Consider the following 13492-nt stretch of genomic DNA (forward strand, 5'->3'; position numbering starts at 1 on the left):
GCGCTATCGCCCTATCGAAAATGACTCGGGTACCAGCGAATACACCGCCGCCGGCACGGGCCGCCCGCGCAGGATCAGGCGATTGCGGGCGATACACTCGAACGCGGCACCGATCTTCTCGGCGACGGCGCGGCTTGCGAGGTTGGTCTCGACGGCCACGATCTCCAGCCGCGTGAGCCCGAGCGTGTGAAAGCCGTAGCAGGCCATCATCGCCGCCGCGCCCGAAGCCAGCCCCTTGTGCTGCTGGCTTTGCCGGATCCAGTAGCCCAGGTTGCCCGTGTTGTCCTCGCGGCGGATCTGATTGATGGCCACCCCGCCGTAAAGCTCGCGGCCATCGGGCGAGAACACGCCGATATCGTAGGCGGCCCCTTCGTCCATCATCGCCGCGCACCGCTCGAACCACTCGCGCGCATCGTAGATGCTGTAGTCGGCCCGCGCCCACGGCATCCACAGCCCCACCGTCGGCATCGACTCGCGCACCGCCATCACGAACTGGGCCTCGTCGCTGGCCCGGAACGGCCTGAGCTGGAATGCCTGGCTGCGCAGCGGCTGCATGGTCAGTCCCGGTTGGCCACCAGGTTGCCGTCACGCCGCAGCGCGCCCACTTTCTCCAGCGCCTGCAGGGTCTGGTCGAACACCGCTTCCAGCGACTGGCCAGGCGTAAAGCGCGCATGCATGCGCTGCATCAGCGGCGTGGCGGCGAACCATGCGAACAGGGCGTCGCGCGGCAGCGCCTGGGCTTCCAGCAACTTGAACTTGGCCAGCACGCGCATCGCATGCGTGGCGTTGCGCAGAGGATCGGCCCGCAGGTAGTCGAGCCGGCTTCGCGCACGGGCCACGGCGCCGGCCACATCGTCGAACAGGCGGCCATGGCCGGGAATCACCAGCCGGACGTCCAGCGTGTCGATCCGCGACAGGACCGCTGCCTGCTCGGCGAACCCGCTTTCGCCGTCAAGCTCGGGAAAGATCACGCCAAAGCCGTTTTCCCACAGCGCGTCGCCCGAAATCAGGATGCGCTCGGCCGGCGCGAACAGCATCACCGCGTGCGGGTCGTGCCCCGGCGCGGCGATCACGTGCCAGTCGATGCCGCCCAGCTGCAGCGTGTCGCCGTCGTGCAGCACGTCGTCGAACGTGAAGCGCGCGCACTGCTGGCCCGTGGCGTCGAAGGTCAGCGCATCGGTGTCCCAGGCCGAGACCGCCGCAGCCTCGGCGGCAGGGATGGCCGTGCGCGGTTGCCAGCGTTGCTGCAGCGCCGCGTTGCCGCCGCAGTGGTCGGAATGCAGATGGGTGTTGATCACGCGCCGCAGCGGCCGGCCGTCGAGCGCGGCTTCCACCAGCGCCACGGTCTGGGCGGCATGGGTGACGTAGCCGGTATCGACCAGCGTGGTGTCCTGCGTGGCATCATCGATCCACAACACGTTGTTCGCGGACAGCCAGCCGCGTTCGAAGACGCGCATCGTGGCAGGCAGCCCCAACGGCGCCCCCGCGCTCGTCGCGCTCGTCGCGCTCATGCCGCGCTGCCTTCGCAAAGCCGCGGCACGCGCGCCGGCAACAAGGCCCAGACGCGGCGGCGTTCTTCGTCATCGGCACCCGACCAGGCGGCGATCTCGGCGATGGTCCGCAGGCAGCCCTCGCAGTAACCGCTGTCGCGGTCCATCTTGCAGATGCTGCGGCACGGTGACGGCACCGGCGACACGATCTGCGCCGCCGCCGCACCGCGCAACAGGTCAGCCAGCAGCCGGCGACGGGCGGGCGTCATGCCTGGGCCTGCGGGCCTTGCGCCACGTCGGCCACTTCGGCGCCGGTCATGGCCTGAAGCTGTTGCGGCGTCAGGTTGAACACCGCATGGGGATGGCCGGCAGCGGCCCACACGCTGTCGTACCGGAACAGGTCGGCGTCCAGCAGCATCACCGGCTTTACCGCATGGCCGATCGGGCAGACGCCGCCAATGGCGTAGCCGGTCTTCTCGCGCACGAACTTCGCGTCGGCCTTGCCCAGCTTGCCGACGCGGGCTTCCACCTTCGACTCGTCCACGCGATTGCTGCCGCTGGCGATCACCATCACCGGCACATCGTCCTCCACGCGGCGGAAGATAATCGACTTGGCGATCTCCGCCACGGTGCAGCCCAGGCCGGCAGCGGCCTCGGCCGAGGTCTTGCCGGTGGCCGGCAGCATCACCACCGGCCGGTCGTGGCCGATGCCGGCCAGCAGGTCCGCCACGCGTTGCGCGGATTCGGGAAGCGTCGGGTTTTCGCTCATGCTTGTTGTTCTCCTGGTTCAGACACAGACCGTGGCGTCGGCCGCTGCCGCCCACTTGGTCAGCAGCGCCTTGCCCACGCGCGAGCTGTTGGCGCGGCCGATGGCCTGCGAGATATAGTCGCCGGCCCGCACCACGGCCTCCAGATCGATGCCGGTGTGCAAGCCCATGCCTTGCAGCATGTACAGCACGTCTTCGGTGGCCACGTTGCCGGTGGCGCCCTTGGCATAGGGGCAGCCCCCCAGGCCCGCCACCGACGCGTGGAAGATGGCGATGCCCACTTCCAGGCTGGCCAGGATGTTCGACAGCGCCTGCCCGTAGGTGTCGTGGAAGTGCCCGGACAGCCGGTCGATCGCGAATTCGGCCGACGCCGCGCGCATCACTTCCTGCACCTTCAGCGGCGTGCCCACGCCGATGGTGTCGGCAATGTCGATCTCGTCGCAGCCCAGCTCGCGCATGCGGCGAACCACGTCGACCACGGCATGCACCGGCACCTCGCCCTGGTACGGGCAGCCCAGCGCGCAAGAGATGCTGCCGCGCAGGCGGATGCCCGCCTCCTTGGCGGCGACTGCCACCGGCTCGAAACGCGCGATCGATTCGGCGATCGAGCAGTTGATGTTCTTCTGCGAGAACGCCTCGCTGGCCGCGCCGAAGATCACCACCTCGTCGGCACCGGCCGCCACCGCGCCCTCGAAGCCCTTCATGTTCGGCGTGAGCACCGAATACAGCGTGCCGGGCCGGCGTTCGATGCGGGCCATCACCTCGGCCCCATCGGCCATCTGCGGCACCCACTTGGGCGACACGAACGACGCGGCCTCGATATTGACGAAGCCGGCGTCGGTCAGCTTGTTGATCAGCGCCACCTTGACGTCGGCCGGCACCATCGCTTTCTCGTTCTGCAGGCCGTCGCGCGGCCCCACTTCGACGATCTTCACGTATTGGGGGATGGTCATGGTTGTCTCCTCGGTCCCTCTGTCCTCTTGTCCTGCCGCCGTGGCGTTCCTGGCCCGGCCGTGGTCTAGTAGCCGCGCTGCAGGTCCACCACGCCGGCAATCGGCTTGCCTTGCGCCAGCAGGCGGATCTTGCCGGCGATCTGCGCGATGCTGTCCTCGCGCAGCGTCAGCGCGGAAATATGCGGCGTGATCGTGATGCGCGGCTCCTGCCAGTACGGATGCTCGGCCGGCAGCGGCTCGGTGCGGAACACGTCCAGCGTGGCGCCTGCGATCTGCCCGTCCTGCACCGCCGCCAGCAGGTCAGCTTCCACCAGGTGCTGGCCACGCGCCACGTTGATCACGTAGGCGCCCCTGGCCAGCTTGTACAGCAGGCCGGTGTCGATGATGTCCTCGGTGTCGGGCGTCAGCGGCAGCACGTTGACCAGCACCTTCAGGCCATCCAGGAACGCCGCCTGGCCGTCCGCGCCATGGAACGACTGCACGCCCTCGACCGTCCTGGCCGACCGGCTCCAGCCGCGCACCGGGAAGCCGAAGCCGGCCAGCGTGCGCGCGATGTGCGAGCCCAGCGTGCCGATGCCCATCACGCCGATCGTGAAATCGGCACGGCGGTGCGGCTTCAGGAATTTCCACGTACCGGCCTGTTCCTGCGCGGCGTAGGCATCGAGCTTGCGGAAGTAGCGCAGCACGGCGGCGGCCACGTATTCGCTCATCTGGGCGGCCATGCCGGCGTCGTCCAGGCGCACGATCGGCACGCCAGCGGGCAGCGCCTCGGGGTCGTTGTCGCGCAGGCGCAGGATGCCGTCCACGCCGGCGCCGAGATTGAAGACCGCCTTCAGGTCCGTGCGGCCGCGCAGCATTTCCAGCGGCGGGCGCCACACCACGGCGTAGTCCGCGCGCTGGCCCTGGCTTTCCTCCCAGGTCACGCATTGCGCTTCGGGCAACACTTCGGCAAAGCCCTCGATCCACGGCGCGTAGCGGCCATCCGGCACGTACAGCTGCAACTTCATCTCGACTCCATCGTTATACGGGTTAGGCCAACGATTATGCGCGCTTTCGGTTTCGCCGTCGGGCGGGTGTGCGATTACCGGCAGGAGGATGCGCGCCCCGGTGTTGCTCCCCTCTCCCATGCAATGCGAGCGGGGAGAGGGCATCGAGGCTTTGGCAGGCGCGTCTGTACCGGCGGTTTTGCTCCCCTCTCCCATGCAATGGGAGAGGGGTGGGGGGAGAGGGCATCGAGGGTCTGCTTGCCGACTTGTCGACTTTTGCACCGCCGCGCCCTCTCCCCCAGCCCCTCTCCCGCCAGGCGGGAGAGGGGAGCAAACCGTCGGGCAGCAGCGTCTGGACCGGCGGTTTTGCACCCCTCTCCCATGCAATGGGAGAGGGGTGGGGGGAGAGGGCATCGAGGGTCTGCTTGCCGACTTGTCGACTTTTGCACCGCCGCGCCCTCTCCCCCCGCCCCTCTCCCGCCAGGCGGGAGAGGGGAGCAAACCGTCAGGCAGCAGCGTCTTCCGCCTGCGCGAGGGGAGCAAACCGTCAGGCCGTCGCGTCTTCCGCCTGCGCGAATGCCAGCAGCTGGGCGCCCTCGGTCACCTGTTCGCCCACGCCGTAGAGCACCTCGCTGACCACGCCGTCGGCCGGGGCGGCGATGGTGTGTTCCATCTTCATGGCTTCCATCACCAGCAGCGGCGTGCCGCGCGTGACCTTGCTACCCGGCTCGACCATCACGGCGATGACCTTGCCCGGCATCGGCGCGGTCAGCTTGCCGCCCTCGCCCTCGGCTTCCCCGGCGTGCGACAGCGGATCGAGCCACTCCAGCACCGTATGGCGGCCCGCGTGGAACACGTGGAAGGTGTCGCCCTCCAGGTGCACCTGGCCGTGCGTGCGGCGCGTGCCCAGATCCACACGGATGTCATCGGCGTTGAAGGTGTAGGCGAACGGGGCGGCCTGGTCGGCGTAGATCAGCGTGTTGCGGCGCTGATCCGGTATCGCGCGCGCATCGCCCTTGAGTACCACTTCCAGCTTGTGGCCGGCGCCCTCGAAGTACAGCGTGCGCACGTCGCGCGCGTTCAGGCGCCAGCCGCCGGCGTGGGTCCATGGCGAGTGGCGGTCGGCCTCGTCCACGCGGCGCTCGCGCGTCTCGCGTTCGAGCAGCGCCGCCACGGCCAGTGCAATGGCCTCGATGCCGACCGACTTCTGCGGCGGGAACAGCACGGTCTGGTTGCGTTCGATCAGGCCCGTATCGAGATCGGCGGTACGGAAGGCCTCGGACTTGACAAGCCGCTGCAGGAACGCCACGTTGGTGGACAGGCCCACCACGTGATAGTGGGCCAGCGCCTGCGCCATGCGCGACAGCGCCTCGTCGCGATCACGGCCCCAGACGATCAGCTTGGCGATCATCGGGTCGTAGAACGGGCTGATGGTGTCGCCCTCGCGCACGCCGGCGTCTATGCGCACGCCGGCCGGGCCATGGGCGTCGCCGCCGCGCATGAACTGCACGGCCGGCGGCGTGCGCAGGAAGCGCAGCGTGCCCGTCGAAGGCAGGAAGCCCTTGTCCGGGTTCTCGGCGTAGATGCGCGCCTCCAGCGCGTGGCCGTCGATCTTCAGTTGGTCCTGCGACAGCGGCAGCGGCTCGCCGGCCGCCACGCGCAGCTGCCATTCGACGAGATCCTGGCCGGTGATCATTTCGGTGACCGGGTGCTCCACCTGCAGGCGCGTGTTCATCTCCATGAAGTAGAACGAACCGTCCTGGTTGGCGATGAACTCCACGGTGCCGGCGCCCACGTAGCCCACGGCGCGCGCGGCGGCCACGGCGGCTTCGCCCATCGCGCGGCGGCGCTCTTCGGTCATGCCGGGGGCCGGCGCTTCTTCGAGCACCTTCTGATGGCGGCGCTGCACCGAGCAGTCGCGCTCGAACAGGTAGACGCAGTTGCCCTGCGTGTCGGCGAACACCTGGATTTCGATATGGCGCGGGCGCGTCAGGTATTTCTCGACCAGCACCTTGTCGTCGCCAAAGCTGGCCGACGCCTCGCGCTTGACCGACGCCAGCGCGGCCTCGAAGCCGTCACCCGCCTCCACCACGCGCATGCCCTTGCCACCGCCGCCGGCGCTGGCCTTGAGCAGCACCGGATAGCCGATGCGGTCGGCCTCGCGCCGCAGCAGCGCCGCATCCTGGTCTTCGCCGTGATAGCCGGGCACCAGCGGCACCGCGGCCTTTTCCATCAGCTGCTTGGCCGCGCTCTTGCTGCCCATCGCATGGATGGCATCCGCCGGCGGGCCGATGAACACCAGCCCGGCCTCGGCGCAGGCGCGCGCGAAGTCTTCGTTCTCCGACAGGAAGCCGTAGCCCGGGTGAATGGCCTGGGCGCCGGTCTCCTTTGCCATCTCGATGATGTGGTCCGCGCGCAGATAGCTGTCGCGCGCGGCCGCACCGCCGATATGCACGGCTTCGTCGCAGAACGCGACGTGACGCGCGTCGGCATCGGCGTCGGAATAGACGGCCACCGTACGAATGCCGAGCCGGCGGCACGTGGCCGCCACACGGCAGGCAATCTCGCCACGGTTGGCGATCAGGATCTTGTTGAACATGGCTCCTCCCTTTGTCTCCGGGTCAAGGCGAGCCAGGCTCCTTCCGATCGGCAGGTTGTACGTCGCTTACCCCGCGTAACCTTCGGTGCGGATATCGAGACGTGCCAGCAGGGCGCGGTCGCGCTCGGCTTGCGGGTTGCCGGTCGTCAGCAGCTTCTCGCCATAGAAAATGGAATTGGCGCCGGCCATGAAGCACAGCGCCTGCAACGCTTCGTCCATGGCCTCGCGGCCGGCGGACAGGCGCACCATCGCGCGCGGCATCGTGATGCGTGCCACGGCGATCGTGCGTACGAACTCGAACGGGTCCAGGGCTTCGGTGCCCGCCAGCGGCGTGCCCTCCACCTGCACCAGGTTGTTGATGGGCACCGACTCGGGGTACGGGTCCATGTTGGCCAGCTGCGCGATCAGGCCGGCCCGCGCCTCGCGCGCTTCGCCCATGCCCACGATGCCGCCGCAGCAGACGTTGATGCCCGCATCGCGCACATGGCCGATGGTGTCCAGGCGGTCCTGGTACGTGCGCGTGGTGATGATCTTGCCGTAGAACTCGGGCGACGTATCGAGGTTGTGGTTGTAGTAGTCCAGGCCCGCGTCCTTCAGGCGCTGCGCCTGTTCGGCCTTGAGCATGCCCAGCGTCACGCAGGTTTCCAGGCCCATCGCCTTCACCTCGCGCACCATGTCGATCACGGGCTCCAGATGGCGGTCCTTCGGGCTGCGCCAGGCGGCGCCCATGCAGAAGCGCGTGGCGCCGTTGGCCTTGGCGGACCGGGCGGCGTCCAGCACGGCCTCCAGGTCCATCAGCTTCTCGGCCGTCACGCCGGCGTCATGGTGCGCGCTCTGCGGGCAGTAGCCGCAATCTTCCTCGCAGCCGCCGGTCTTGATCGACAGCAGCGTGGACAGCTGGACCGTGTTGGCGTCGAAGTTCTCGCGATGCACCTGCTGCGCACGGAACAGCAGGTCATTGAACGGCAGCGCAAACAGCGCGGCCACGTCGTCCACGCGCCAGGCGTCGCCCTCCCGGGGTGCGGCGGCGGCGATGTTGCGGGCCGACTGGCGCAGTGCTTCGGCGGAGATGGTGGCGACGGTCTGGGTTTCAGCGATTTGGGTCATGTTCTGGGAAGTCGTATTCGGTTTCACGATGCGCGGGTCAGGCGTGACGCGGCGCGGCAAGGTTGGACGGTGCAACCGGCGGCATGCTGGCCAGCAGCGGCGCAAGGTCCAGGTGTTGGGCGGCGACGGCCGGCGCCACCTGCCAGGGCAGCTCGCCCAGCATCGGTGCGTCCAGCGCGTCCTGCAGCGTGACGATGTTCTCGGTGAGCAGCAGCATGTCCGGGTCGATGCGGTTGGCGATCCAGCCGGCCAGCTTCAGGCCGCGTGCGCGCACCGCCTCGGCGGTCAGCATGGCGTGGCTGAGGCAGCCCAGCCGCACCCCCACCACCAGGATCACGGGCAGGTCCAGCATCACGGCCAGGTCGGCGGTATTCCAGCGCACCGCGCCCACGTCCAGCGGCACGACAAAGCCGCCCACGCCCTCCACCACCACCGCATCGGCCCTGGTGCACAGCGAATCGAAGGCGGCGCGGATCGGCCCGCGCGTGATGCGCTCGCCTTCCAGCGCAGCGGCCAGGTGCGGCGATGCCGGCGTGCGGAAGAAGAACGGGCACATCTCTTCCTGCGGCACGATCACCGAGCCCGCCGCGCGCAGCTGATCGACATCGTCGTTCTGCCAGCGGTCGTCGAGCCACTCGCCGCCGGCCGCCACGGGCTTCATGCCCACCGTGCTGTAGCCGGCCCCGTACAAGGCGTGCAGCAGCGTGGCGGTGGCGTGGGTCTTGCCCACGCCGGTGTCGGTGCCCGTGACGAAGCAGGCAAAGCGTTCAGGCTTGTTGGCGATCATGCGGCCTCCTTGTGCCGGCGCGGCATGGCGCGCGCGATGGCGTCGAGCAGGCGCGTCACGTCGGCGGCCGTATGCGAGGCCGACAGCGTGATGCGCAGCCGCGCCGTGCCGGCCGGCACCGTGGGCGGCCGAATCGCGCCCACGCGGATGCCATCGGCTTCCAGCGCCGCCGACAGCGCCAGCGATGCGGCGTTATCGCCGACGATCAGCGGCTGGATCGCGGTATCGCTGTCGCCCAGCGTCCAGCCGGCCTGCGCGGCCAGCGTCGCCAGCCCCTGGCGCAATTGCGCGATCAGTCCGGCCAGGTGCGCGCGGCGGCGGCGCCCTTCGTCGCCGGCGATGATTTCCAGGCTGGTCAGCAGCGCGTGCGCCACGGCCGGCGGCGCGGCCGTCGTATAGATGTACGGGCGCGCCGTGTTGACCAGGTGTTCGATGACGGTCTCGTGCGCCGCCACGAAGGCACCGGCCACCCCGGCGGCCTTGCCCAGCGTGCCGATATAGATCAGCCGTTCCGAGCGCAGGCCCAGATGCTCCAGCACGCCGTGGCCGTTGTCGCCCAGCACGCCGAAGCCGTGCGCATCGTCGACGATGATCCAGGCGTCGTGGCGCTCGGCCAGTGCCAGCAGCGCGGCCAGCGGCGCGAGGTCGCCGTCCATGCTGAACACGCTGTCGGTGACGATCAGCTTCAGCCTGCTCTGGCTCGCCTGCAGCAGCGCACCGAGTGCCTGGGTGTCGCCGTGCGGATATCGCTGCACGTCGGCACGGGCCAGCCGCGCGCCATCGATCAGCGACGCATGGTTGAGCGTCTCGCAGAACAGCGTGGCCTCGGCCGTGCCCAGCGACGTCAGCACCGCCAGGTTGGCCATGTAGCCGGCGCAGAAGTACAGCGCCTGCGCCTGCGGGATATAGGGCGCCAGCCAGCGCGCCAGCGCGTGTTCCAGCTCGGCGTGCGCCAGCGAGTGGCCGCTGACCAGGTGCGAGGCGCCGCTGCCGGCGCCGTAGCGGTGCGCGCCCTCGGCCAGCGCGTGGGCGATCGACGCGTGGTTGGCCAGGCCCAGGTAGTCGTTGCTGCAGAAGGTCAGCAGCGGCGTGGGCGTGGCACCGACGGCCCCGACCGACTGGTGCGGGGCGCAGGCCGTATGCGCGATGCGGCGACGGCGCGTCAGCGACTGCGCTTCGCGCTCGGCGGCCGCGCGTTTCAGGTGGTCAAGCAGCATGGCGGGCCTCCTCGGCGGGTGCCAGCACTGCCTGCAGCGTGTCCAGCAGTTGCGCGCCGAGCCAGTTGGCCAGCGCGGCGTCGAACACATAGGGCGGCATCACGTACAGCGTATTGCCGATGGGCCGCGCCAGCACGCCGCGTTCGCGCGCGGCCAGGTGGAAGCGCGCGGCAAAGTCGGCGCCGGCCGCCTCCGGCTCGATATCGGCGGCCCAGATCATGCCGCGCTGACGCACGTGGGTCACGCGGGCATCGGCGGCAATGCCGGCCATCGCGTCAGCCAGCCATTGCGCGCGCTCGCGGTTGCGGGCCAGCACGTCGTCGGCATCGAACAGGTCCAGCGTGGCCAGCGCGGCGCGGCAGGCCAGCGGATTGCCCGTGTACGAGTGCGAATGCAGGAAGCTGCGCGCGATGTCGTCGGCCACAAAGGCCCGCTGGATTTCCGGGCGCGACAGCACCAGCGACAGCGGCAGGTAGCCGCCCGTGATGCCCTTGGACAGGCACAGGAAGTCGGGCCAGGCATGCGCCGGAACCGGATCGCCGTCGCGGGCCTGCTCCCAGGCGAAGAACGTGCCGGTGCGGCCGCAGCCTACAGCAATCTCGTCGGCGATCAGGTGCACGCGGTAGCGGTCGCATAGCGCGCGGGCGCCTTCCAGGTACGACGGGTCGTACATCCCCATGCCGGCGGCGCCCTGCACCAGCGGCTCGACGATCAGCGCGGCGATCTGGCCGGCACGCTCGCGCAGCAGGGTTTCCAGTTCGGCCAGTGCGCGCCGGGCCACCTCGGCGGCCGATTCGCCACGACCGGCCTGCCGGGCATCGGGCGACATCACCACATGGGCGCGGCGCGTGAGCGGGTCGTAGGCGTCGCGGAAGATCTCCACGTCGGTCACGGCCAGCGCGCCCACGGTTTCGCCGTGGTAGCCATGGCGCAGGCACACGAACTCGCGCTTGGCCGACAGGCCCGTGTTGCGCCAGTAGTGGAAGCTCATCTTGAGCGCGATTTCCACGGCGGAGGCGCCATCGGACGCATAAAACGCGTTGCCCAGCGCGCCGCCGGTCAATGCTTCGAGCCGTTCGGCCAGTTCCACTGCCGGCGCGTGGGTGCAGCCGGCCAGCATCACGTGTTCGAGCGTGTTCAGCTGCGCGACCAGCGCGGCGTTGATCGCCGGGTTGGCGTGGCCGAACAGGTTGACCCACCACGAGCTGATGGCGTCGAAATAGCGGCGGCCATCGGCATCGATCAGCCACGGCCCTTCGCCACGGGCGATGGCCAGCGGCGGCTCATTGGCAGCCGCATCGGGGCGCAGGCGCGTACACGGATGCCAGACAGCCCGCTGGCTGCGTGCCGCGAGCGTCATGTCATCGGCTGCTGCGCCGGCGGGATTGGGGACAGGATGTGTCAAGGGGACCCTCCTTTGATTGCCAGGTCCGCCCATGCCGGCGCCGGTCACGGCAAGGCCGGGACGCGCTGGGGCTGCGGGCGGATTGGGGAGGCTCATGTTAGGAAGGTCCGTCTTGTCTTGGCAAACCAGGCGCTGTCAGCGCGTTGGCGTCAGGTTGAGCGAAATAGCGCGATGTTGCCGGCTGCCGTGCCGCGCATGGCACCTGGAATCCTGCTTCTCGCGGGTAACGTCTGGTAAATGGGGGTTAAAAAAATGTGGCGATGAAACGCTGCTCGTGTTCTCCCCTCTCCCGCACAGCGGGAGAGGGGCGGGGGAGAGGGCATTGCGGTTCAAATTGCCACCGTCGAATCTTGAGCGGCTCGCCCTCTCCCCCAACCCCTCTCCCACAAGTGGGAGAGGGGAGCAGATGTGCCATCCCCCTACTGCGGCTTCCACGATGGGGCGCGCTTTTCCAGGAACGACCGTACGCCTTCGCGTCCTTCTTCCGACGCGCGGATGGCGGCGATGCGGTTGGCGGTGTCGGCCAGCAGGTCGCTGTCGATCTCGCGCCCCGCCACTTCCTGCACCAGTCGCTTGCTTTCGCGCACGGCGTTGGGGCTGTTGGCGGCAAGCGTGGCGGCAATCTCGGCCACTTTTTCGTCCAGGTCCTGCGGCGGCACCACCGCGTGCAGGAAGCCCAGGCGCAGCGCCTCGGCGGCGTCGAAGCGTTCGGCCGTGATGAAGTAGCGGCGCGCGGCCTGCTCGCCCATCGCGCGGATCACATACGGGCTGATCGTGGCCGGCAGCAGGCCCAGCTTCGCCTCGGACAGGCAGAAGTTGGCCGTGGCCGACGCCACCGCGATGTCGCAGGTGGCCACCAGGCCCATGCCGCCGGCGTAGGTGTCGCCCTGCACGCGTGCGATCACCGGCTTGGGGCAGACCCAGACCGTGTGGAGCATCTGCGCCAGCGTCAGCGCATCGGCACGGTTCTCGTCGTCCGAGTAGCCGGCCATCTTCTTCATCCAGTTCAGATCGGCGCCGGCGCAGAAGGCCGGGCCGTTGCCGGTCAGCACGATCGCGCGCACCTCGGGGGTGTCGCCCAGCGCCCGGAAGGCGCCGGTCAGTTCGGCGATGACCGTCTCGTTGAACGCATTGCGGACATCGGGCCGGTTCAGCGTGACCGTGGCGATATGGCGCTCGGCGGTCACTGAAAGCGTCGTGAATTGCATGTCTCCTCCGGGTTCTTCGATTGTCAGGATGTCTGGCCGGCGGTCTTCGATCTGGCGGGCTGGGTCCGTTCGGGTATCTCGTCGAACGGCAGACCCAGCTGCCGGAAGAACGCATCCACCGCCGGCAGCCACACCGCCACGCCCGCGCGGTTGCTGAACAGGCGGTGCGAATCGCCGTCGAACTCGCCCACATCGACGAAGCGCGCATCCTTTGCCGCCCCGCTCGCGTTGGCCTTGTAGCTGTTGAACATGCGCTCGGGCAGCGGCCACGGCCAGTAGCTGTCGTTGTCGCCGTAGATCCACAGCGACGGATAACGCGCCCCGCGCCCGTAATCCCCAAACGCGTCGATCAGGTTGTTTTCCCAGCCCACGCAGTTGTCGTTGCGCAGGCCGCCCGCGAAATTGACCACGCCCACCACGCCGGGGTAGCCGATGGCCGACAGCGCCATGGTCGACAGCCCGCCATGCGACTGGCCGATGACGACGATGCGCGTGGCATCGACATAGGGCTGCTGCACCAGGTAGTCCAGCGCGGCCACCACATCCTCGGCCTGCATCATGCCGTTGCGGCGCACGTCGCAACTGCCGCCCACGTACTGGCCGCCCGACTTCGAAAACCCCTGCCGCATCGGCAGTGCCACCACATAGCCGCGCCGCACGAACTCGGCGGTCTGCGCCGCAAAGCGCGCGCGGCCCTGGAACGCGGGCTTGCCCGGCGCCTTGCCGTGGTTGATCACCACCATCGGAAACGGTCCTTCGCCGGCCGGCCGGAAGATCGTGGTTTCCAGGTCGACGGTGGCGTCCACCCCCACCTTCGGCACCATCACCACCTGCTCGACCGACTGCGCCGGCATCGCCACCTGCGCGATGGCCGGGCCGCACCCGATGGTGAAGGCCAGCGCGGCCAGCGCAACCACTGCGCGGCAGGTGGTGGGGACAACTCGGGACATGACAACAACCAACCTTCCAGAAA

The 13492-nt window shown here is 69.1% G+C and carries 13 protein-coding genes; all 13 read right to left on the minus strand.

The window, feature by feature from the left end; all coding sequences use genetic code 11:
- Window positions 1-3: 3 nt before the first annotated feature.
- Window positions 4-555, minus strand: coding sequence for a GNAT family N-acetyltransferase (locus AC24R4_RS15885; protein ID WP_487523336.1), 552 nt, complete (start codon window positions 553-555; stop codon window positions 4-6).
- A 2-nt stretch (window positions 556-557) separates the two neighbouring features.
- Window positions 558-1511, minus strand: a complete 954-nt coding sequence (locus AC24R4_RS15890) for an MBL fold metallo-hydrolase (protein WP_487523337.1) — start codon at window positions 1509-1511, stop codon at window positions 558-560.
- Window positions 1508-1759 carry a DUF1289 domain-containing protein gene (locus AC24R4_RS15895; RefSeq protein ID WP_400395819.1) on the minus strand — a complete coding sequence of 84 codons (252 nt, stop codon included), beginning with the start codon at window positions 1757-1759 and terminating at the stop codon, window positions 1508-1510. Before AC24R4_RS15895 ends, AC24R4_RS15890 begins: the two co-directional genes overlap by 4 nt.
- A complete protein-coding gene (locus AC24R4_RS15900) occupies window positions 1756-2259 on the minus strand; it encodes a YbaK/EbsC family protein (protein ID WP_400395817.1) in 504 nt (167 codons plus the stop codon). Before AC24R4_RS15900 ends, AC24R4_RS15895 begins: the two co-directional genes overlap by 4 nt.
- Before the next feature lie 18 nt (window positions 2260-2277).
- Entirely contained in the window at window positions 2278-3210 is a 933-nt protein-coding gene (locus AC24R4_RS15905) for a hydroxymethylglutaryl-CoA lyase (RefSeq protein WP_153946128.1), read from the minus strand.
- Between the two features lie 65 nt (window positions 3211-3275).
- Window positions 3276-4217 (minus strand): 2-hydroxyacid dehydrogenase, encoded by a 942-nt coding sequence (locus AC24R4_RS15910; RefSeq protein WP_400395815.1) that lies wholly within the window; start codon window positions 4215-4217, stop codon window positions 3276-3278.
- A 526-nt stretch (window positions 4218-4743) separates the two neighbouring features.
- The gene (locus AC24R4_RS15915; RefSeq protein WP_400394560.1) at window positions 4744-6795 is read right to left on the minus strand and encodes an acetyl/propionyl/methylcrotonyl-CoA carboxylase subunit alpha; all 2052 of its coding nucleotides are present in this window, start codon (window positions 6793-6795) and stop codon (window positions 4744-4746) included.
- A gap of 66 nt (window positions 6796-6861) precedes the next feature.
- Window positions 6862-7902, minus strand: coding sequence for a biotin synthase BioB (gene bioB, locus AC24R4_RS15920; RefSeq protein WP_400394562.1), 1041 nt, complete (start codon window positions 7900-7902; stop codon window positions 6862-6864).
- 37 nt (window positions 7903-7939) lie between these two features.
- A complete protein-coding gene (bioD, locus tag AC24R4_RS15925; RefSeq protein ID WP_400394564.1) occupies window positions 7940-8689 on the minus strand; it encodes a dethiobiotin synthase in 750 nt (249 codons plus the stop codon).
- Window positions 8686-9906 carry an 8-amino-7-oxononanoate synthase gene (gene bioF / locus AC24R4_RS15930; protein ID WP_400394565.1) on the minus strand — a complete coding sequence of 407 codons (1221 nt, stop codon included), beginning with the start codon at window positions 9904-9906 and terminating at the stop codon, window positions 8686-8688. Before bioF ends, bioD begins: the two co-directional genes overlap by 4 nt.
- Window positions 9896-11266 carry an adenosylmethionine--8-amino-7-oxononanoate transaminase gene (bioA, locus tag AC24R4_RS15935; RefSeq protein ID WP_400394567.1) on the minus strand — a complete coding sequence of 457 codons (1371 nt, stop codon included), beginning with the start codon at window positions 11264-11266 and terminating at the stop codon, window positions 9896-9898. The genes bioF and bioA overlap by 11 nt, the downstream gene beginning before the upstream one ends.
- A 464-nt stretch (window positions 11267-11730) precedes the next feature.
- Window positions 11731-12519 (minus strand): enoyl-CoA hydratase/isomerase family protein, encoded by a 789-nt coding sequence (locus AC24R4_RS15940; protein WP_400392456.1) that lies wholly within the window; start codon window positions 12517-12519, stop codon window positions 11731-11733.
- 23 nt (window positions 12520-12542) lie between these two features.
- On the minus strand, window positions 12543-13469 hold the full coding sequence (locus AC24R4_RS15945; RefSeq protein WP_400392455.1) for a dienelactone hydrolase family protein: 927 nt from the start codon (window positions 13467-13469) through the stop codon (window positions 12543-12545).
- Window positions 13470-13492 lie beyond the last annotated feature (23 nt).

The sequence above is a fragment of the Cupriavidus sp. CER-90 genome (assembly GCF_057652055.1).